This is a genomic window from Mycetocola sp. JXN-3 (assembly GCF_014522285.1).
GTDB lineage: Bacteria > Actinomycetota > Actinomycetes > Actinomycetales > Microbacteriaceae > Mycetocola > Mycetocola saprophilus.
The window spans coordinates 649,312-670,641 of sequence record NZ_CP041635.1 but is presented as its reverse complement, the minus strand read 5'-3'; the positions used below and the strand labels follow the sequence as shown (position 1 = coordinate 670,641).

Annotated in this window: 18 protein-coding genes; 11 read left to right on the top strand and 7 right to left on the bottom strand. The window is 65.3% G+C overall.

Annotated features, from left to right (window positions below; all coding sequences use genetic code 11):
• Window positions 1-9 precede the first annotated feature (9 nt).
• Window positions 10-792, top strand: a complete 783-nt coding sequence (locus tag C7C57_RS03085; protein WP_030148189.1) for an IclR family transcriptional regulator — start codon at window positions 10-12, stop codon at window positions 790-792.
• A 59-nt stretch (window positions 793-851) separates the two neighbouring features.
• Here C7C57_RS03085 and C7C57_RS03080 read toward each other — a convergent pair whose 3' ends face one another.
• From C7C57_RS03080 to C7C57_RS03065, 4 genes are all read right to left on the bottom strand, one after another.
• Window positions 852-2,699 (bottom strand): Ig-like domain-containing protein, encoded by a 1,848-nt coding sequence (locus C7C57_RS03080; protein WP_187977542.1) that lies wholly within the window; start codon window positions 2,697-2,699, stop codon window positions 852-854.
• Window positions 2,700-2,985: 286 nt separating this feature from the next.
• Window positions 2,986-4,161, bottom strand: a complete 1,176-nt coding sequence (hutI, locus tag C7C57_RS03075) for an imidazolonepropionase (protein WP_187977541.1) — start codon at window positions 4,159-4,161, stop codon at window positions 2,986-2,988.
• A gap of 60 nt (window positions 4,162-4,221) precedes the next feature.
• Window positions 4,222-5,901, bottom strand: coding sequence for a urocanate hydratase (hutU, locus tag C7C57_RS03070; RefSeq protein ID WP_187977540.1), 1,680 nt, complete (start codon window positions 5,899-5,901; stop codon window positions 4,222-4,224).
• A gap of 216 nt (window positions 5,902-6,117) precedes the next feature.
• On the bottom strand, window positions 6,118-6,870 hold the full coding sequence (locus C7C57_RS03065) for a phosphoglyceromutase (RefSeq protein WP_187977539.1): 753 nt from the start codon (window positions 6,868-6,870) through the stop codon (window positions 6,118-6,120).
• A gap of 404 nt (window positions 6,871-7,274) precedes the next feature.
• On the opposite strand from C7C57_RS03065, the gene C7C57_RS03060 reads away from it, so the two are divergent.
• Window positions 7,275-7,898: a Fic family protein gene (locus C7C57_RS03060; protein ID WP_187977538.1), complete on the top strand. Its 624-nt coding sequence runs from the start codon at window positions 7,275-7,277 to the stop codon at window positions 7,896-7,898.
• Between the two features lie 8 nt (window positions 7,899-7,906).
• On the opposite strand, the gene C7C57_RS03055 is transcribed toward C7C57_RS03060, so the two are convergent.
• The 3 genes from C7C57_RS03055 to C7C57_RS03045 form a co-directional block, all read right to left on the bottom strand.
• On the bottom strand, window positions 7,907-9,100 hold the full coding sequence (locus C7C57_RS03055) for a folate-binding protein YgfZ (protein ID WP_187977537.1): 1,194 nt from the start codon (window positions 9,098-9,100) through the stop codon (window positions 7,907-7,909).
• The gene (locus C7C57_RS03050; protein WP_187977536.1) at window positions 9,101-9,829 is read right to left on the bottom strand and encodes an FABP family protein; all 729 of its coding nucleotides are present in this window, start codon (window positions 9,827-9,829) and stop codon (window positions 9,101-9,103) included.
• Window positions 9,830-10,080: 251 nt separating this feature from the next.
• The gene (locus tag C7C57_RS03045) at window positions 10,081-10,374 is read right to left on the bottom strand and encodes a hypothetical protein (protein WP_030148180.1); all 294 of its coding nucleotides are present in this window, start codon (window positions 10,372-10,374) and stop codon (window positions 10,081-10,083) included.
• A gap of 142 nt (window positions 10,375-10,516) precedes the next feature.
• On the opposite strand from C7C57_RS03045, the gene C7C57_RS03040 reads away from it, so the two are divergent.
• The 9 genes from C7C57_RS03040 (at window position 10,517) to C7C57_RS03000 (ending at window position 21,096) form a co-directional block, all read left to right on the top strand.
• Window positions 10,517-11,194 (top strand): response regulator transcription factor, encoded by a 678-nt coding sequence (locus C7C57_RS03040; protein ID WP_187977535.1) that lies wholly within the window; start codon window positions 10,517-10,519, stop codon window positions 11,192-11,194.
• An 84-nt stretch (window positions 11,195-11,278) separates the two neighbouring features.
• Window positions 11,279-12,154 carry a mycothiol synthase gene (mshD, locus tag C7C57_RS03035; RefSeq protein ID WP_187977534.1) on the top strand — a complete coding sequence of 292 codons (876 nt, stop codon included), beginning with the start codon at window positions 11,279-11,281 and terminating at the stop codon, window positions 12,152-12,154.
• 73 nt (window positions 12,155-12,227) lie between these two features.
• Entirely contained in the window at window positions 12,228-14,402 is a 2,175-nt protein-coding gene (locus tag C7C57_RS03030; protein ID WP_187977533.1) for an RNA degradosome polyphosphate kinase, read from the top strand.
• A complete protein-coding gene (locus tag C7C57_RS03025) occupies window positions 14,399-15,334 on the top strand; it encodes an NUDIX domain-containing protein (protein WP_187977532.1) in 936 nt (311 codons plus the stop codon). Before C7C57_RS03030 ends, C7C57_RS03025 begins: the two co-directional genes overlap by 4 nt.
• A 273-nt stretch (window positions 15,335-15,607) precedes the next feature.
• Window positions 15,608-16,714 carry a phosphate ABC transporter substrate-binding protein PstS gene (locus C7C57_RS03020; protein WP_030148175.1) on the top strand — a complete coding sequence of 369 codons (1,107 nt, stop codon included), beginning with the start codon at window positions 15,608-15,610 and terminating at the stop codon, window positions 16,712-16,714.
• Between the two features lie 81 nt (window positions 16,715-16,795).
• Window positions 16,796-17,734: a phosphate ABC transporter permease subunit PstC gene (gene pstC / locus C7C57_RS03015; RefSeq protein WP_030148174.1), complete on the top strand. Its 939-nt coding sequence runs from the start codon at window positions 16,796-16,798 to the stop codon at window positions 17,732-17,734.
• Entirely contained in the window at window positions 17,734-18,789 is a 1,056-nt protein-coding gene (pstA, locus tag C7C57_RS03010) for a phosphate ABC transporter permease PstA (RefSeq protein WP_030148173.1), read from the top strand. Before pstC ends, pstA begins: the two co-directional genes overlap by 1 nt.
• 19 nt (window positions 18,790-18,808) lie before the next feature.
• Complete coding sequence (pstB, locus tag C7C57_RS03005; protein WP_030148172.1) at window positions 18,809-19,588, top strand: phosphate ABC transporter ATP-binding protein PstB; 780 nt, start codon at window positions 18,809-18,811, stop codon at window positions 19,586-19,588.
• 260 nt (window positions 19,589-19,848) lie between these two features.
• Complete coding sequence (locus C7C57_RS03000; RefSeq protein ID WP_187977531.1) at window positions 19,849-21,096, top strand: hypothetical protein; 1,248 nt, start codon at window positions 19,849-19,851, stop codon at window positions 21,094-21,096.
• Window positions 21,097-21,330 lie beyond the last annotated feature (234 nt).

Below are 21,330 nucleotides of genomic sequence, written 5' to 3'. Positions count from 1 at the left end.
GAGTGAAACATGGTTGGCGAAGCATCGAGGGTACCCGCGGCGGAACAGACGCTGCAGATCCTCACCCTGCTCTCCACCCAGCGCGGGCCCCTGCCCGCCTCGATGATCGCGACCCAGCTGGATCTGCCCCGATCCAGCGTTTACCACCTGCTCAACGTGCTGGTGCGCAACGGTTTTGTGCTGCACCTGGCCGAGGAGAAGCGCTACGGGCTCGGGGTCGCCGCGGCGGCCCTGAGCTCGGCGTATGCGCGACAGGAGCCGCTGTCCCGGCTCGGCCGTCCGCTGCTCGCGGGGCTGGTGGACCGGGTGGGGGCCAGCGCGCACCTCGCGGTTCTGCACGGGCGCGACGTCCTCTACATCGTGGAGGAACGAGCCCGAAACGCCCCCTCGCTGGTCACCGATGTGGACGTACGCCTACCCGCCCCGCTGACCGCCACCGGGCGCGCGATCCTCGCCGGGATGCCCCCGGCCCAGGTGCGGGCCCTGTTCCCGGACAAGGAATCCTTTGTGTCCCGTGGCGAGGGGCCCGATGAGATCACCCGCTACGGCCGGCTGCGCGAGGTACTCGGCCAGGTGCAGCGCCGAGGCTACGCCACCGAGGATGGCTCGGTCAGCCCGGGCCTGTCCTCGGTGGCCTGCGCGGTCCACGACCACCGCGGCTGGCCGGTCGCGGGCCTCGCGGTTACCTTCCCCGCGGATTCGGTGGATCCCTCGGCCCTCGCCGGTCTGGTCGAGCAGGTGCAGAACACCGCGGACACCCTGACCCAGCGCATCTACGGCCGCACCTCCTAGCCCTGGGCATACCCGCATTCGCCGGACGAGACGGTCGTCCGGCGAATGCGGTCGGGAAACTAGCCGTTTCGGCGACGCGCGCCGTGATTCAGTACGGCCCCAAGTATCAGCAGGGACAGCGCACCGATGATCCCGGCAGCCAGCATTCCCTGCCCGGATTCGGGAAGGGTCCCTCCGTCATGTGCCCCGGAGGTTGCGCCAGCCGTGGGGGTGCTGGGCGAGGGTGCGGCGGTGCCCGTTGGAGTGGGGAGGGCCGTCACCGAAGGGTCCGGCGTGGGGCTCGGAGTCGGCGTGGGTTCGGGAACCGGCACCACGGTGATGACAACGCTCGACGTCGACGTATTGGCGCTCTGGGCGGCCGATAGGGTCCACTCGCCGAGCGCGAGATCCGTCTCCGGAGTGAAGGTCCAGGTGCCATCATCCCCGACCGGCACGGTCCCCAGGGCAGCTCCATTACCGGTGAGGGTCACGGTCGCCCCGGGAACACCCGTTCCACTCACCACCGGACGCCGGTCCTGCGTATCCCCGGCCGCGGGTGTGAGGATCACCACCGGCGTCTCAACGGCAGCAACAACGAGGGTGAAGGGCACGCTGTGCGTACGCAACGCATTGGTGGCTTCAAGGGTAAAGGTGAATGTTCCGACCGCGGTGGGCGTTCCGGCGAGTGTCCCATCGGCGGCAAGGGTCATACCTGCCGGGAGCGCGCTACCCTCGGCGAGACTCAGCGTGGCCTCGGGATCGCCGCCAAAATCGATGGTTGCCCGATAGGCGACCCCCAAAGTGCCGGGCACCAGGTCCGCATCGACAATCGTGGCGGCCTTGCCACCAAGAATACGGTTTGCCTCGCCGGAACGCAGGTTGAGGACCAGAACGTTCTGGGCCACTCGATCAAAGTGCGGTCGGCGCAGTGAGCCACCAATACTCAGTCGTTCCTCACGCCCGTCGGGATTGATCACCGAAAGCGTCCCGTCGGCCCCAGCGGCATAGATGGCTCCCTCGGGATCGCTCGTTGCCCCGTTTTGCTCACCCAGTGAATAGTCGCTCACCGCCCCGTCCGCGGTGATCACCGTGAGACCGGCCGAGGAGGAGATGAGGGCACGGCCCTGGTTGTCAAAATCGATGTTCCGATTTCCCAGGACGCCGTCGAAACGCCGCTCGGTACCGGCGCGATCAATCGATACGGTTCCCCTCGGGTTGAATCCGGAACTGCCAATCCATACCCGACCATCGCGCGGGTTAAACCCGATTGTGGCCGGCTCGATGCCCAGGTTCGATGTCACCACCGTGTCGTTGTTCGGGTCCACTCTAAACACGTTGTGGGTCGCGCCGAAGTCGATCGCCCACACCGTGCCGGTCACCGGATCAACAACGACATCGGTGGGTTGAAACGCGGCGAGGTTGATACTGGTGACGGTTCCATCCGCGGCGATCTTGCCGATGACCGAGCTCGAGTTTGCCCCCACATAGACGGCGCCGTTGATGGGATTCACGGCGATTGAGGTCGCCGTACCCGGTGCGCTATAGGTGGTCTGGGTGCCGTCGGCCGCGAGTTTGGTCACGTTGGCAACACCACGCAGCGAATGCGCCACCCAGAGCGCCCCGGTTGCCGAATCGTAGTCCAGTGCGAACGGGCGATCCAGAACCGGAATCTGAGTGACGGTACCGTCAACGGCGACCTCGGTGAGGGTCGCGGTTCCGGAATTTGCTATAAAGATTCGCCCGTCGGGGGTTTGCAGTGACTCCCAGGAGGAGGTGCCCGTGTTGACGGTTTGGTCCATCACGAAATGGGTGGTGGGGATTTCCGGCGCGGCGGCATACGCACCGGCACCGGTCATCAGCCCCGTCGCCAGCAGCAGGGCAAGAAGCCCCGAGCCGCCGCGGCGAATTCTCCGTTGGTACGTTGTCACTCTGCTACCCCTTACCTGTGGTGTGGGGCGTGCGCTGACGGCCCCGCGGATACCGCGAGTGTGCGCAAACCTATTCCGATTCCGCGCGCACTCGTTGCAGCCTAGCCAAAGCGGGGCGCTTCCACGTTTTTAGCGTCAAAACATGTTCATTTTGTTACCAAAAATACAGATCAGGTGTTGTTTACTGCCCCCATCTAGGGCACATTCTGGTGTTAACGGGGAGCGGGCCGACCGGGGTGCAGCTCCCCGATCGGCCCGTGATCGTTCGCGGATCCCTCTTCCCCTGTTATCCGCGAACGCGTACTCCGGCATGCCAGACCGCGCGGGTCAGCGGCATGCCGGGACGATACGCCAGGTGGGTTACCGAGGGCGCATCGAGTATCTGAAGGTCGGCGCGAGCCCCCACCGTGAGCTCGCCCACTCGGGGTTTGCCGGGGCGGTCGAAGTGACGACCCAGCGCCCGCGCACCGCCGTGGGTCGCCGCGCGCACGGCCTCGGCCACGGTAAGCCGCATCTGCAGCACCGCGGTGGCCACGGCGAATCCCATCGAGGATGTGTAGGACGTTCCCGGATTCGCGTTGGTCGCAATCGCCAGATGGGCACCCGCATCCACGAGCTGACGGGCGGGGGCCAGCGGCATCCGGGTCGAGAGATCGCAGGCGGGGAGGACGGTGGCGACGGTCGCGGATCCTGCCAGCAGGTCCACGTCCGCATCGGTCAGAAACCCCAGGTGGTCAACGCTCAGCGATCCGTATTCGACCGCCAGGCGGACGCCGGGACCGTGCCCGAGCTGGTTCCCGTGGACGTGGGTCGCGAGTCCGCGAGCACCGGCGGCCTCCAGGATGCGCCGGGTTTCCGCCTCATCAAACGCCCCGGTCTCGCAGAAGACGTCCACCGCGCTGACGATGTCTGCCACCGCGTCCAGCATCTCGCCGGTCACCAGGTCGAGGTAGGCCTCACGGTCGCTTCCGGCGGGCACGACGTGGGCACCGAGGAAGGTCACCTCATCCACGTGCCGGGCGGCGATCAGGGCGGACCGTCGCTCATCTGTCACGGTCAGCCCGTATCCGGTTTTGGTTTCCAGGGTCGTGGTGCCACCGTCGTAGGCTTCTTCTAGATGACGGACCAGGCCGCGTTCCAGCTCGGCATCGGAGGCTGCACGTGTCGCCTCGACGGTCACGTTGATGCCGCCGGCGGCATATGATTCCCCGGCCATTCGCGCCTCAAACTCGGCGGTCCGGTCCCCGGCAAACACCAGGTGGGTGTGCGAATCCACCCAGCCGGGCAGCGCCGCGCGTCCCTCGGCATCATAGCTCTCGTCGGCGGCGGGGGCGTCGGAGGCGGGCCCGGTCCAGGCAACCAGGCCGTCTTCGATCACGACCGCCGCATCGTGCAGGCGACCGCCGGGATATGCGGGATCGTGGGTGGTCAGCTCGCCGATGCCGGTGATCAGGGTGCTCATGTTCGCTCCTCCCGAGCGGTTCGGATGCGGAGGCCGCAGCCCCCGCATCCGAAACTCTGGCTAGTTGCCGGTGTTGCGGATGGTCGGTTCCATCGGGATGTGGACGCCGCGCTCGGCGGCCACGTCCACGGCCCGCTGGTAGCCGGCATCCACGTGTCGAATCACACCCATGCCCGGGTCGTTGGTCAGCAGACGCGAGAGGCGCTCGGCTGCCAGCGGGGTGCCGTCGGCCACGGATACCTGACCGGAGTGGATCGAGCGGCCGATGCCCACGCCGCCGCCGTGGTGGATCGACACCCAGGTGGCACCCGAGGATGCGGCGGTCAAGGCGTTGAGCAGGGGCCAGTCGGCGATGGCGTCCGAGCCGTCGGCCATGGATTCGGTCTCGCGGTAGGGCGAGGCGACCGATCCGGAGTCGAGGTGGTCACGGCCGATCACGATCGGGGCGCTCACCTTGCCCTCGGCCACCAGCTCGTTGAAGCGCACGGCAGCCTTGGCCCGGTCGCCGTAGCCGAGCCAGCAGATGCGTGCGGGCAGGCCCTCGTACTCGACGTGCTCCTGAGCGGCGCGGATCCAGCGGTGCAGGTGCTCGTTTTCGGGGAACAGCTCAAGCATGGCCTCGTCGGTGACCCGGATGTCCTCGGGGTCACCGGAGAGCGCGACCCAGCGGAACGGTCCGAGTCCCTCGCAGAACAGCGGACGGATATAGGCGGGCACGAATCCGGGGAATTCGAATGCGCGGTCGTAGCCGCCGTGGCGGGCCTCGTCGCGGATCGAGTTGCCGTAGTCGAAGACCTCGGCGCCGGCATCCTGGAACTCAACCATCGCCTTGACGTGTGCGGCCATCGAGGCGCGGGCGTCGATCGTGAAGGTTTCGGGATCGGCGGCGGCGCGCTCGGCCCACTCGGCGACGGTGTACCCGATCGGGAGGTAGGAGAGCGGGTCGTGGGCGGAGGTCTGGTCGGTCACGATGTCGATCGGAATGCCGCGGCGCAGCAGCTCGGGGAAGACCTCGGCGGCGTTGCCCACGAGGCCCACCGAGAGCGCGGTGCGGTTTTCCTTAGCCTCGAGGACGAGTTCGAGGGCGCGGTCGATGTCGGTCTCGACGCGGTCGAGGTAGCGCTTGCCGGCGCGGCGGTTCAGGCGGTCGATGTCGACGTCGACGATCAGCACGGCCCCGCCGTTCAGGGTGACCGAGAGCGGCTGCGCGCCGCCCATGCCGCCACAGCCGCCAGTCAGGGTCAGGGTGCCGGCGAGGGTGCCGCCGAAGCGCTTTTCGGCGATCGCGGCGAAGGTTTCGTAGGTACCCTGGAGGATGCCCTGGGTACCGATATAGATCCAGGACCCCGCGGTCATCTGGCCGTACATGGTCAGGCCCTCGGCCTCCAGGCGGCGGAACTCGGGCCACGTCGCCCAGTCGCCGACGAGGTTGGAGTTGGCGATCAGCACGCGCGGTGCCCACACGTTGGTGCGGAAAACGCCGACGGGCTTGCCGGACTGCACCAGCAGGGTTTCATCGTCATCGAGGTTGGTGAGTTCGCGGGTAATCGCGTCGAAGCTCGCCCAGTCGCGTGCGGCCCGGCCGGTGCCGCCGTAGACGACGAGGTCGTCGGGGCGCTCGGCTACCTCGGGATCGAGGTTGTTGTGCAGCATGCGCAGCACGGCTTCGGTCTGCCAGCTTTTTGCGGTGATCTCGGTACCTCGCGCCGCGCGAACCGGACGTGCCCCAGGGAGTGCCATGTTGAAGACCTTTCGTTGTCTGCCTGACCCAATCCAACCGGTCCCGCATCCCCGGAACAATGCCCGTCCCGGCCGGTCTGTCTGGGGTGCCAGACCTCACCAGAGTGGGGTGAGATCGATCTAGGATCATTCGGGATGCAACACGGACGAGACTGCCCAAATGCACGAAACCCCCGAGACCGCATGGTCTCGGGGGCTTTGTGTTGGGACGAAAGGTTACTTCTTCTCGCCCTGGGCGGCCACGGCGGCGGCACCGGCGGCGGCAGCCTCGGGGTCGAGGTACTCGGCGGCACCGATCGGCTTGAGGTCTGCGTCCAGGCGGTACACCAGCGGGATACCGGTCGGGATGTTCAGCTCGGCGATCTCGTCATCCGAGATACCGTCGAGGTGCTTCACGAGTGCGCGCAGCGAGTTGCCGTGGGCGGTGACCAGGACGGTCTTGCCCGATACCAGCTCGGGGGCGATGGTGCCCTCCCAGTAGGGGAGCATGCGCTCGATGACGTCCTTGAGGCACTCGGTCTCGGGGATCTCACCATCGATGTCGGCGTAGCGCGGGTCGTGGGCCTGCGAGTACTCGGCGTCCGCGGCCAGTGCGGGCGGCGGTACGTCGAAGGAACGACGCCAGGTCTGGAACTGCTCGGGGCCGTACTCGGCGAGGGTCTGGGCCTTGTCCTTGCCCTGGAGCGCACCGTAGTGACGCTCGTTCAGACGCCAGGAGCGGGTGACCGGGATCCAGGACAGGTCCGCCTTGTCCAGAGCGATGTTGGCGGTCTGGATGGCGCGGGTCAGCACGGAGGTGAACAGCACGTCGGGGCGCAGACCGGATTCGGTCAGCAGCTCGCCGGCGCGGGCGGCCTCAGCAACACCCTGGTCGCTCAGGCGAACATCGACCCAACCGGTGAACAGGTTCTTCTGGTTCCAGTCACTGTTACCGTGACGCAGCAGGATAAGGGTATAGGGCTCAGTCATGATCCCAGTCTATCGAGGCCCCCGTCGACACGGGGAAAATTTGGCGTGCACGGATACCCGCATGCGGGTGTCGTGGAGGTTTGCCCCAATCGCCGGGGCACACCTGCGCTCCGGGCTCACAGCACCTTCCCACGCACTTCTCTTCCCTCCGACGACCCCGGGCGCCTACTCTGATCGCACTCCCCCACCACACCCCTGAAAGGATGGAACACCGCCATGACGATTAGTCACGAGATCAGAAGCCCACGCATCGAAAACCCGATAAGCCGAGAAACCCTGCGTCGTGCGGTACACAAATCAACTATTGCGTCCGCAGCGCTCGAAGGCCATCAGATTCCGGACTCATATGTGCGGCCCGAGTGGGTGACCAAGTTCCTGGCTGACCGGAACTATCTCGATGAGCAATGATTACCTCAAACTACGGAGCAACGATTCTTGACTTTGATGAATTGGAGGCGTTGCAACCGGCAATCCGGTTTGCCCCGGGTTTTTTGCTGACGAAGGTCTCCGTGCATGACATTGAGCAGTCGGTTGAAGAACGAGCCGGAGAAAACCTCACCGATCTCGCAATCACCGGAAATCTAAAGCTGTCGACCATCCTCACGAACAACTTCGTATGCGCACTTCATCGCGACATGTACGAGCAGGTCTGGAAATGGGCGGGGACCTACCGCCGCCGCATCACCAACATTGGTGTGGACCCCGCCTATATTCAGACCGAGCTCCGACAGTCGCTCGATACGATCATTTATCGATGGACACACACAAACGACTGGACGGCCGCTCAACTGGGGGTTGCCGTGCACGCCGAAGTCGCTCGAATACACCCATTTCCCGACGGTAACGGACGGTCCACGAGAGTACTCGCAGATATCGTCTTTGGCGCGACCCAGAGTGGACGCTTTGTCGAGCGCTATGAATGGAATGTCAATCGAGCCCGCTATATCGAGTTACTCATCGAATACGATCGCCATCGCAACGCAACCGACCTCGCGAAATTTATTACCGTCGAACAGTACGAGGAGTAATCGGCGCACTACGCCCGGCGACCGCCGATGCGTGGCAGGCGAGGGATGTCGGCGACCGAACCGGCGTCGCTTGGGACGATGATTTCCTGGGCGGCGGCCAGCCACCCGGGTTCCTCGTTCTCGCCGACGGGACGGGCAACCTCAAGGTCGATGGAGGGATCCACGGCACGGCGAATCAGGCCGAGAGCGATCGGACCAAACTCGTAGTGGTTGGCCACCGAGGTGACCTTGCCCACGATGCGCGGTTCACCGTCGCGGAAGGCGCGGATCTCGGCACCGGGTTCAGGCAGGAAGCCCTCCGAACCGTCCAGGTGCAGCTGGACAAATCGGCGCGGCGGGTGGCCGAGGTTGTGCACCTTGGCGATGGTTTCCTGACCGCGGTAGCACCCCTTGTTGAGGTGCACGGCGGAGCGCAGCCAGTCGGTCTCATGCGGGATCGCGTGATCGTCGACCTCGCTCAGCTCACGCGGACGCCAGGCGGCAACCCGCAGTGCCTCGGCCGCGAGAGAACCGGCGGCCGGGTGTGCGGCGGCAACCTCGGCCAGGGCCGAGCGCGGCACGAGTACCTCACGCCAGGTGAAGTCCACTCCGGGGTGGGTTTCCGGGCGCGAGTACTGCCAGCCCCCGTCCACCACATGGGTCCACGGGTCGCGCCAGATCAGCGGCACACCGTTCGGTGCGGCGGCGGGCAGCGCTTGGAGGGCGATGCCCCCGTCCCGCTCCAGCAGGCCAATCACCGCGAGGTCTTCTGTGCGGTCCAGGATTTCCACCCGGGCGCGGAAACGCATCTTAAGCAGCCAGGAAACCAGGACCTCGGCCGAGGAAGACTCCGGCAGCAGCCACAGCGACACCCCATCATCGATCAGGCCTGCCGCATGCTCTATCCGGCCCTGGGGGCTGAGCACCAGGGTCTCCCCCGAATCTCCCACCGCCAGGGCGGTCACCAAACCCGAGGTGATCGAGTTCAGCCAGGTCAGCCGGTCCTCGCCACGCAGCTCGAGAACGGTGCGGGTGGACAGGTCCACCAGCGCCTTTCCCGCGTCGAGAGCGCGCTGCTCACGCAGCGGATTGCCGTAGTGCGCGGGCACGCCCGGATCGCCCAGCTGCGTGGAATCCGCGACATCCGCATCCGACGGCACCGCGGCCGCGGGCACAATCGCGCCGGGCAGCGAGGCAAACGGGGTCCGCGGGAGCGAGGTCACCTAGTCAACCTTCGCGAGACGTGCAGACGCGTGCGAGGTCAGTTCCTGACCCAGCGCGGCAATGTCCCACGCCCAGAGCAGGTGGTTGTCCACCAGCCCGTACATCCGCGTCGCCGCGGTGTAGTCCTTGCTTCCGGCCGCACGCAGCACGGCATCGGTTGCCAGATCGATCCGCGGGCCGAGAATCTGGCCCAGGTAGAGCTCGCTCACACCATCCGGGTGGATGATCGAGGCCTGAATATCGAAACCACCGGCGTCGTTACGCAGGGTCTCGACGCTCTCGGCATCGGTATAGGGGGCGTCGGCGCGGGCGGGCAGCATTGCCGGGCCGGCATCACCGGGAGTCAGGGGACGGTGCAGACGCCAGTAACCGGTCTCCGCCGCGAGCGGCAGAATCTCGGCCACGGTCTCCGCAGGATCGGCGGCATCCGGGTCCACGGAATCAACGTCCACGGAATCGACGTCCACGGACTCAGCATCCGAAGCCGCCGCCGAATCGGTAAAGCCGACGATACCGGGGGCCGCGGGCTCGCCACCGAGAATCCAGGCCTGCGAGCTGTAGTTCAGATAGGACTGTCCGTCGTGGCTGAAACTCACCCGCTGCCGGAACTCACGCTCCACCCGCTCATCTCCCACGGGGTAGGACAGCACGCCGGTGCCCTCCCACACGCCGAGAAGCCAGGACAGCGGAACGATCTCGGCCGGCAGACCGGTCGGAATTTCAATCATTCGAAAACCTAGCGCTGACCGCGGTACAGGTTATAAACCACGACGCCTGCCGTGTAGACAATCGCCAGCGATGCCAGGCAGAGCAGACCGATGAAAAACAGTTCAAGTGCGAGCATGGCTCCAGTCTATCCCGCAGCCCGCGGGGATCAACCTTCCGAGCCGATCGGTTTGCGGCATTCGCGCACACCAGACATACCCCCGATTCCCCGCTCGTCACCGCGAGCGCAGGGAACCACCCACCAAAAAACTCGCTAGGCGGCGGGCAGCAGCTTGCCGATGCCCATCAGCGCGCTCATCACGCCGAGGATCACCACGGAACCGGCGATGCTAATCGCCACCCGGTCGATAAAGCCGGTCTTCCGACCGCCGCGCAGCTGAATCACAAAGGTCAGCATGGTGACCACGGCGAGCGTCACGGCCAGCCAGGAGAACGCGGTCACGCCGGGAGCGAAGATCCAAATCAGGATCGCCCCGACCAGTGCAACCACCCACACCGCAACGATGTCACGGCGGCGCGGCAGGGCAACCTGATCAAATTGGCTCATTCTGCCATTGTGCCCGATCACCCGCCCGGGCACCATTCCAAACGCCCGATCCTCAGCTTCACAGCCACGCCCCAGACCAGGGTGGTCCCGAGTTCGACAGAAGAAACAGTAGGATAGCCCTACATCTTTGGCGGAGGAACCCGTGGCACGACTCTTGATTCTGACCAGTCAGACCGACACCGAGGTGTTGCCTGCGCTCGGGCTACTGCAGCACCGGGTGCGTCAGGTACCCGCCCGCGCCGACCAGGTGATGGCCGGCGTCGAGGCCGACGTCCTGGTGGTAGACGGCCGGCGTGACCTGGCCTCCGCCCGCGCGCTGTGCAAGATCCTGCACTCCGGCTTCGCCGAGATTCCGCTGCTGCTGGTCCTCACCGAGGGCGGCCTGTCGGTGGTCACCTCCGACTGGGGTGTGGACGACCTGCTGCTGGACGGGGTGGGTCCGGCCGAGTTGGACGCCCGACTTCGACTGTGTATCGGACGCACGCCCGCGCCTGCCGTGGCCTCGCCGCTGCAAACCTCCGGCGTGACCATCGACGAATCGTCGTACTCCGCCCGCGTTCAGGGAAGACCGCTGGATCTCACTTATAAAGAATTTGAGCTCCTGCGGTTTTTTGTTGGAAACCCGGGCCGCGTGTTCACCCGCGAACAGCTCCTGAGTGAAGTGTGGGGCTACGACTACTTCGGCGGCACCCGCACCGTCGACGTGCACATCCGACGCCTGCGCGCCAAGCTGGGCGACATGGAGCAGCTGATCGTGACCATCCGCAACGTCGGTTACCGCTTCAACCTCGCCGAAGAGGGTGCCGGGGAGGACGCGTGAGCCGCCAGCTCTTCACCGACCACAACACGGGGAACCACGCGTGAATCGCCGGTTCCGCACCAATCGAGACGTGGGAGAACACGCGTGAGCCGCCAGATCCGCACCGACCGCAACGCGGGAGACATTGCCGATGCGCTTGACGCGCTGATCCGCCGCGCGCAGGAGGCCGACCGGCAGCCGCCGTTCAACGATCAGTCCCGCCTCGCGCTGGCCGCCGGGAATGCCCGACTGGTTACCCTCGAGGACAACCAGGATGCCCTGCTGGGTGCCGCAATCATCGACGGTGTGGGGTTCGAGGCCGTGATCGATCCGGCCCACCGTGGCCACGGCCACGGCACCGCCCTGATCGGCGAGGTGCTGGCGGGAACCGCCGGTGCCGGGGTGCTGTCGGCCTGGGCTCACGGGGATCACCCTGCCGCCGCCGCCCTGGCCCGCGTCCACGAGTTTGAGCGCGCACGCGTGCTGTACCGGTTGGAGCGCGAGCTGGAGCCCGAGGCACCCGGCCCGGTGACGGTCGATCCGCTGATCTCCACGTTCCTCGCCGAACGCGATGCCGATGACTGGGTGTCCCTGAATGCCCGGGTTTTCCGCGACCATCCCGAGCAGGGTGCGCTGCTGCGAGCGGACCTCGACGCCCGCACCGGGGAGGACTGGTTCGACCCCGAAAACTTCCTGCTGGTGCGCGACGATGCCGGTCATCTGATCGGCTATAACTGGCTGAAGGTGCTCCCCGGCGACACCGACGGGGAAATCTACGTCCTCGGAGTGGCTCCGGAAACCGCCGGCCAGGGCCTCGGCAGGCGCCTGATGAATGCCGGGCTGGCGCGTTTTGCCGAGCTGGGTCTGACCACCACCAGCCTGTATGTGGACGACTCGAACCCGGGTGCGCTGGGCCTCTATCGCTCGCTGGGTTATCGGACCGACACGATCGACGTGCAGTACCACCGTCCACGGGTTTAGTTTCGTCTCGAAGTTTTCACAACGTTCACAGATTTCCCGCGCGGCGCGCTAAATAACCTGCCAAGATGGGGAAATGGCTGAAGAAAACGTGGCTCTCTATAGCGGACTCGGCGGCGACGATGATGACTTCGACGCGGTACTGGACGAATCCGACCCCTCGCTCCCCGAGGAGCGCTATCTTGACCGCGAGCTGAGCTGGCTCGCGTTCAACCAGCGTGTCCTGGAGCTGGCCGAGGACGCCTCGCTTCCGGTGCTGGAGCGAGCGAACTTCCTGGCTATTTTTGCATCCAACCTGGACGAGTTCTTCATGGTGCGCGTCGCCGGTCTCAAGCGACGCATCCTGACCGGCCTGGCCGTGCCGACCAACGTGGGTCGCTCCCCGGCGGACGTGCTGAACGATATCTCCGTCGCCGCCCATGAGCTGCAGGAGCGTCACGCCCGAGCCTGGCGCGACCTGGTGTCCCCGGATCTTGCCCGGGCGGGCATCAGCGTGGTCACCTGGGAGGATCTGGACGAGGCCGATCACGGCCGAATCGACAACTACTTTGCCGATCAGCTGTTCCCGATCCTGATGCCGCTCGCGGTGGACCCCGCCCACCCCTTCCCCTATATTTCGGGGCTCTCGATCAACCTGGCCGTGCGCATCCGCAACACCAAGACCGGTCGCCAGGAATTCGCCCGGCTCAAGGTGCCGCAGATGCTGCCGCGCTTCATCCGGGTGGACCCCACCGAGACGCTGCGTTCGGCACGATTCATCTCGCTGGAAGACGTGATCGCCAGCCACCTCGGCGACCTCTTCCCAGGCATGGAGATCCTCGAACACCACGTGTTCCGGGTCACCCGTAACGAGGACGTGGTGATCGAGGAGGACGAGTCCGAAAACCTCATCCAGGCCCTCGAACGCGAGCTGCTGCGTCGCCGCTTTGGTCCGCCGATCCGGCTCGAGGTCAGCGCCGACATGGACCAGGTCACCCTGGGTCTGCTGGTGCGCGAGCTGGATATCACCGATCAGGAGATCTACCGCCTGCCGGCGCCGCTGGACCTCGGCGGACTGTTTAGCCTGGCCGGGGCCGACCGTCCGGACCTGCACTACCCCAAGCGCCTGCCCACCACGGCCGCCGCCCTGGCACCCTCGGATTCCAACAGCAAGGTCGACTTCTTCGAGGTCATCGCCCGCGGCGACGTGCTGCTGCACCACCCCTATGAGTCCTTCGCGACCAGCGTCCAGGCCTTCCTGGAGCAGGCGGCCTCGGACCCACACGTACTGGCCATCAAGCAGACCCTGTATCGCACCTCGGGCGACTCCCCCATCGTGGAGGCCCTGATTCGCGCGGCCGAGGCCGGCAAGCAGGTGCTCGCGCTGGTCGAGGTTAAGGCGCGCTTTGACGAGCAGGCCAACATCACCTGGGCACGCAAGCTGGAAAAGGCCGGCGTGCACGTGGTCTACGGCCTGGTGGGGCTGAAAACCCACTGCAAGCTTGCCCACGTGATCCGTGAGGAAAACGGTTCGCTGGTGTCCTACAGCCACATCGGTACCGGAAACTACAACCCCAAGACCTCGCGCATCTACGAGGACTTCGGGCTGCTGACAGCCGACCCGCAGGTCGGGCGCGACCTCACCCGTCTGTTCAACGAGCTCTCCGGCTACGCGATCGAGAAGAAGTTCAAGCGCCTGCTGGTGGCACCGCTGCACCTGCGTAAGGGGCTGCTGAAGCACATCGACACCGAGCGTCGCAACGCGCTTGAGGGCAAGCCCAGCGGCATCCGGATCAAGGTCAACTCGATCGTGGATGAGGCCATCATCGATGCGCTGTATCGGGCGAGCCAGGCCGGCGTTCCGGTCGAGGTCTGGGTGCGCGGCATCTGCGGGCTGATGCCCGGGGTTCCCGGACTCAGCGAGAACATCCGGGTACGCTCGATCCTCGGCCGCTATCTGGAGCACTCGCGGATCTTCTCGTTTGTGAACGACGGCGATCAGCACCTCTTCATCGGCAGTGCCGACATGATGCACCGCAACCTGGATCGCCGAGTCGAGGCCCTGGTGCGCCTGGTGGATCCCGGTCACATCGCCGAGATCACCGAGCTGTTTGACCTGGCCATGGACGACCAGACCGGGGCCTGGGATCTTCAGGCCGACGGAGAGTGGATCCGTCATGCGTTCGACGACACGGGTGCGCCGCTGGATGATCTGCAGGATAAGCTGTTGCAGCAGATTACCCATCGTCGACGTCCGAGGAACCGTAGGTGAACAAAGCCGTATATGCCGCCGGAGCCCTGTGCTGGCGCCTGATCGAGGGCAAGGTCCATGTCCTCGTCATCCACCGCACCGCCTATGGGGATGTCACCATCCCCAAGGGCAAGGTAGATCCCGGCGAAACCCTTCCACAGACGGCCGTTCGTGAGATCGGCGAGGAAACCGGCCTGTCGGTTAACCTCGGAGTGCCGCTCGGGATGAGCCGTTACCTGCTGCCCTCGGGCAAAACCAAGGTGGTGCACTACTGGGCGGCGTTTGTCAGCGATGAGGCGATCCGCACCTCGCAGTTCCGTCCGAACCGCGAGGTGGCGGCGATCGAATGGGTCACCCTGAAAAAGGCGCGCACCTATCTCACCTACGGACACGACGTCGAGATCGTGGACGTGTTTGAGAAGCTCGTGGCCGAGGGTGTGACCCACACCTTCTCGATTACGGTGCTGCGCCATGCCAAGGCGGCCTCGGCTTCGGCCGGGGACGGCACCGATGCCGGGCGTCCGCTGACCCCGCGCGGGCTCGACCAGGCCCAGGCGGTGGTTCCGATGATCGCCGCGTTTGGACCGCGAAAGATCGTCACCAGCGATGCCGTCCGCTGTGTCACCACGGTTGCCCCGCTGGCCGCCTCCACCGGGATCACCCCGAAGCGCAGCGCCAAGATCAGCCAGGATGCGTTCGAGGAGGACCGCGCGGACCCGCGCGCCATCATCGGCAAGCGGGTCAGCGCCGGCAAGAACGCTGTGATCTGTTCACACCTGCCCCTGGTTCCCGAACTGCTGCGGGAGATCGCGTTGGCCACCGGCAGCGTGACCGGCAGCTATATTCGCTCGGCCGCGGACCTCGCCCCGGGCGACTTCTCGGTGGTCCATCTCTCGGCCACCAACCCGAGTTCGGGCATCATCTCAATCGAGACCCACCCCAATCCGGTCTAATCTTCACCAAGCTCATAGCCCGCGTCATCTCAATGACGCGGGCTATGTCGTGCGTCCAGGATGTACCGGCAACGGCCGGATTCCTACCGTTGGGTAAACGCTCGGCAAGATCGGGAAATTGGCCGCCGCGCAATCACGGGGTGCGGCACCAACCGTTCACCCGAGTTAACCTCCCGTTCACCAACGCGCGGCATGCTTGTCACTATCGCGGCATAGCCTCGGCGGTGAGCCGACAGCAGGCTCGCCCCGAATCCACTATGAATGGAAGTACCCGTGAAGTTTTCTTCGGTAGCGCGCGTCTCGGTTGTCGCCGCGATCACCGCCCTCGCCCTCACCTCGTGTGCAGCGAACGAGGGCTCGCCCTCGGCATCCGGGTCGGCCTCCGACTCCCCCGCGGCCAGCAACCTCTCCGGTGAGCTCGTCGGCGTTGGCGCATCGAGCCAGGGCACCGCACAGACCACCTGGGGTGCCGGTTTCCAGACCGCCAACGAGAAGGTCACCGTGAACTACGACCCGTCCGGTTCGGGTGCTGGTCGTAAGTCCTTCATCGCCGGTGGCGCCGCATTCGCCGGTAGCGACTCGGCCCTCTCGGATGAGGAGCTCGCCGGTTCCTTCGGTACCTGCAAGGCAGATACCAAGGCCATCGACATCCCCGTGTACATCTCCCCGATCGCCGTGATCTTCAACGTTGACGGAGTCAAGGACCTGAACTTGGACGCCGCCACCCTGGCCGGCATCTTCTCGGGCAAGATCACCCAGTGGAACGCTCCCGAGATCGTCGCCCTGAACAAGGACGCCAAGCTCCCCGACGCCAAGATCAACGCCGTGCACCGCTCGGACGCTTCGGGTACCACCAAGAACTTCGCCGACTACCTGAACCAGAACGCCCCCGACGTGTGGACCGAGAAGCCGGCCGACGACTTCCCGTACACCGGTGGCGAGGGTGCACAGGGTACCTCGGGCGTGGTTGACGCCGTCACCAACGGCACCAACATGATCGGTTACGCCGACGCCTCGCGCGCCGGCAAGCTGGGCGTTGTCAAGGTCAAGGTTGGCGACAAGTTCGTCGGTTACTCGGCCGATGCCGCCGCCGCCGTGGTTGCCGAGTCGCCGCTGGTTGAGGGCCGTGGAGCCAACGACCTGGCCATCAAGCTGGACCGCAAGACCACCGATGCAAGCCACTACCCGATCGTCCTGGTCTCCTACGCCATCGCCTGCGAGACCTACAAGGACCCGGCTCAGGGCACCCTGACCAAGGCCTACCTCGAGTACATCACCTCCGAGGCCGGCCAGAAGGCCGCCGCCGAGAAGGCCGGAAACGCGCCGCTGTCGGCCGACCTCTCCAAGAAGGTTGCTACCGCCGTCGGAAGCATCAAGTAACACCCCACATCACACTCGTCGTGGCCCGGCCTTTTGGCCGGGCCACGACGGCGAGACAAGGAGCCGAGGGCACCGTCGACTATGACCACTCAAACCGAACGGCCTAAACCCGTCATCCGTCTGGGTGACCGCGTTTTCGCCCGGAGTACCCTGATCGCTGGAAGCCTCATCCTCGTGGCCCTGGCCGCGGTGGCCATCTTCCTGATCGTTGAAGCAATCCCCGCCCTCGGCGCCGACACCACCGAGCTCAAGGGCTCCCCCTCAAACTTCTGGACCTACGTTGGTCCGCTCGCCTTCGGTACGGTCTGGGCCGCGTTCCTCGCCCTGTTGATCGCCGTGCCGCTGGCCGTGGGAATCGCACTGTTCATCTCCCACTACGCACCGCGCCGCCTGGCTCAGGGCCTCGCCTACGTGATCGACCTGCTGGCCGCCGTTCCCTCGGTGGTCTTTGGTCTCTGGGGCATCAAGGTTCTGGCCCCGGCCGTGCAGCCGGTCTACGCCTGGCTGACCGACAACCTCGGTTGGATCCCGATCTTCTCCGGCCCGGTTTCGGGTACCGGACGCACCATCCTCACCGTCGCGATTGTGCTCGCCGTGATGATCCTGCCGATCATCACCGCGATGGCCCGCGAGGTGTTCCTCCAGACTCCGAAGCTGCACGAGGAGGCCGCCCTGGCCCTCGGTGCCACCCGCTGGGAAATGGTCAAAATGGCCGTGCTGCCCTTCGGCCGCTCGGGCCTCGTCTCCGCCTCGATCCTCGGCCTCGGCCGCGCGCTGGGTGAAACCATGGCCGTCGCCATGGTCCTCTCGCCCAGCACCGTGATCTCGTTTGTGCTGCTGCAGTCCGAGAACCCCAACACGATCGCCTCGAACATCGCGCTGAACTTCCCCGAGGCCCACGGCACCGGCGTCAACGTCCTGATCGCAACCGGCCTGATCCTGTTCGTGATCACCTTCGCGGTGAACTTCATTGCTCGAGCCATCGTCGCGCGTCGTAAAGAATTCTCGGGAGCCAACTAATGTCCACCGTCGCCCCGATTGCTAACGCCCTCACCGCGGGCAAGCTCCCGCGCTACACGCCGGCCTGGGTCCTGCTGGGATCCGCGATCATCATCACCGGCATTGCCCTGCTGATGGGCAACCCCTCGATCCCCGGCATCGTGGTGGTCACCGCGGTCCTGTTTGTGGTCCTGGTGTACCTCCTCTCGCTGGTTGTCGAAGGCTCGCGGAAGGCCAAGGACCGCCTGATGACCTCGCTGGTCACCCTGGCCTTCCTGCTCGCGCTGGTGCCGCTGATCTCGGTGGCCGCCACCACGATCGGCCTGGGCCTCGCTCGGTTCGACCTGGAGTTCTTCACCACCTCGATGCGGAATGTCACCGACGCCGGCGGTGGAGCGCTGCACGCGATCGTGGGAACCCTGCTGATCACCCTGGCCACCGCGATCATCTCGATCCCGATCGGTATCCTCACCGCCATCTACCTGGTCGAGTACGGCCGCGGCAAGCTGGCCAAGTGGATCACCTTCATGGTCGACATCATGATCGGTATCCCCTCGATCGTGGCCGGTCTGTTCGCCTACGCCCTGTTCGCACTGATCTTCGGTCCCGGTATCCGCCTGGGTATCGCCGGATCCATCGCGCTCTCGCTGCTGATGATCCCCGTGGTGGTGCGCTCGACCGAGGAAATGCTCAAGCTGGTTCCCAACGAGCTGCGTGAGGCCTCCCTCGCCCTGGGTGTTCCCAAGTACCTGACGATCATCAAGGTGGTCCTGCCCACCTCGCTCGCCGGTATCGTGACCGGTTCGCTGCTCGCGGTCGCCCGCGTGATCGGTGAGACCGCCCCGCTGCTGATCGTGGCCGGCTTCACCCAGTCGATGAACTACAACCTCTTCAGCGACCGGATGATGTCCCTCCCGCTGTTTGTGTACTCCTCGTACTCGCAGCAGGGTGCCGACCCGCAGCAGTTCCTCGACCGTGCCTGGACCGGCGCGCTCACCCTGATCCTGATCGTGATGGCCCTGAACCTCCTCGGTCGCCTGATCGCCCGCATCTTCTCCCCGAAGCTCTCCCGATAGAAACCCGAAGGAATAGTCCGTGTCTAAGCGCATCGAGGTCCGCGACCTCAACGTCTACTACTCCAAGTTCCGTGCCGTGGAGGGTGTCTCCCTGACCATTGAACCGCGCAGCATCACCGCGTTCATCGGTCCGTCCGGTTGTGGCAAGTCCACCTTCCTGCGCACGCTGAACCGCATGCACGAGGTCATCCCCGGCGCCCGCGTCGAGGGCGAGGTGCTGATCGACGGTGACGACCTCTACGGCCCCGGCGTCGACCCGGTGCTCGTGCGCCGTCAGGTGGGTATGGTGTTCCAGCGTCCGAACCCGTTCCCGACCATGTCGATCAAGGAGAACGTGCTCGCCGGTGTGAAGCTCAACAACCGCCGCATCTCCAAGTCCGACGCCGACGACCTGGTGGAGAAGTCGCTGCGCGGCGCCAACCTCTGGAACGAGGTCAAGGACCGTCTCGACCGTCCCGGCTCGGGCCTGTCCGGTGGACAGCAGCAGCGTCTGTGCATTGCCCGCGCGATCGCGGTCTCCCCGGACATCCTGCTGATGGATGAGCCGTGTTCCGCGCTGGACCCGATCTCGACCCTGGCGATCGAGGACCTGATGGAGGAGCTGAAGAAGGAGTACACGATCGTGATCGTGACCCACAACATGCAGCAGGCCTCCCGCGTCTCGGACAAGACCGCGTTCTTCAACATCGCCGGCACCGGCCAGCCCGGAAAGCTGATCGAGTACGACGACACCAACACGATCTTCACCCAGCCCAACGTCCAGGCCACCGAGGACTACGTTTCGGGTCGCTTCGGATAACCACGCACCACCATATGGCCATTACGGAATGCGCCGATTTCCCTCGGGGAGATCGGCGCATTTTGTCGTCTCATCGCCCCCTCTCCGGGGGTCATAAAAGCACTCATTATCTGGGATTTCGGACCGTGTATTCGGCTGTGGGAACATAACGAGCATTCGTGGCTCAAACGTTATGAAAAATCCGTAGTTTTCGTCCTGAAGTGCCCCAGGCTGCACGTATCTTTGAAATCAATCAATCACTTCTATTCCATGGGGGAATAATGGCAAAAATCTCGGGTCGCTGGGCTACCGCGGCCTCCGTCCTGTCTATCGGCGCACTGCTCGGTGTGGCCACCACCCTTCCGGCCTCCGCCGCACCGATTCCGGTGCCGTCGGTGAGTGCCACGGCAGAGGATGAGACCACCACACCCACGGTGGATCCGAGCATCACGCCCACCGATCAGACTCAGCCCAGCGAGGGCTCCGAGACGGAAACCGGCACCTCCACGCCGAGCCCCGAGGTTTCCACCACACCCACCACTCCCGCGGCCCCCGAAGAGCCCGCCCAGCCCAGCAACGTCGCGGTTCCCACCGAGGACGAGGCCGTCGCCGAAGACGAGGGCGAGGAAGAGGGCACCGAGCCGCAGCACGAGTATGAGGAGGGACCCTGGGGCGACTACGGCCTGACAGTCGTCCCGAACTGGTTCTTCAACGACACCAACGGTAACGGTCTGCTGGATGTGGGTGAGACCTACGGCGTCACGTTCCAGGTCACCAACATCACCGACCTGGATCTGACCAACCTCACCCTCAACCCGGTGCACCCCAGCTACCCGTGGGACACCCCCGGCCCCAGCGTGGCCGCCGGTGAAACCGTCGAGATTACTCGAACCGATGTACTCAGCCAGTACTACTTCGATTACAGCGGTCACTCGGGCGAATCGTTCAACAACATCATCGAGACCTGGATTGTGCGCGGGATCAGCGCGAACAACAAGGGGGTCCTCAGCGCAGCCGAGACGCACCGGTTCCCGGTGCCCGAACTTGCCCCGTCACTGGCCACGAACGCCGTGGTCACCTCGAAGGCAACTCCCAAGCGCGTGGGCGACGTCATCACCTACTCAGTATCAGCGAAGAACGCCGGGAACACCACCTTGGCGACTCCGGTTCTTGCCTCGCCCGCACAGACAACCGCAGGCACCGGTTTCCGAAACTTCAACCCCGACGTCGAACGTGGCATCCTTCCGCAAGCCACTGAGACCCTCACCGGCAGCTACGTGGTCACCAAAGCCGACGTTGCCCGCGGTGTTGTGAATATCTCGATCAACGCCACCTCGCAGAGCCACTCAGAGGACTGGGTACTCTCCCCTGCCCAGACCCTGACGGTCAAGCTGGACCCGGCCGGCGGGCTGGCCGAGACCGGTTCGGACCTGTCCTCGGTGGTGCCCGGTATCGCCATCCTGGTCCTCGCCGCCGGCGTTGGCCTGCTCGGACTGCAGCGCCGTCGTTCCTCGGCAGACGCCCTCTAGTCTCCACCAGTAAAACAGCACCGCCCCCGAATCCGATTCGGGGGCGGTGCTGTTTGTCCGCGGTGCCGTCTATCCGTCAGCTGGTCGCGTTAAAAGTAGGTGCCGGGCCGCAGAAACGCCTCTCGGCGGAAGGCCGCTCGCGGCGGCAAAAATTGGAGCCCGGGGTTTTGCGGCCCGGCTATGCAAGTGTACCAAAGTCCGCGGGACCGTGCCCCGCTCGGGGGAGGATTTTGC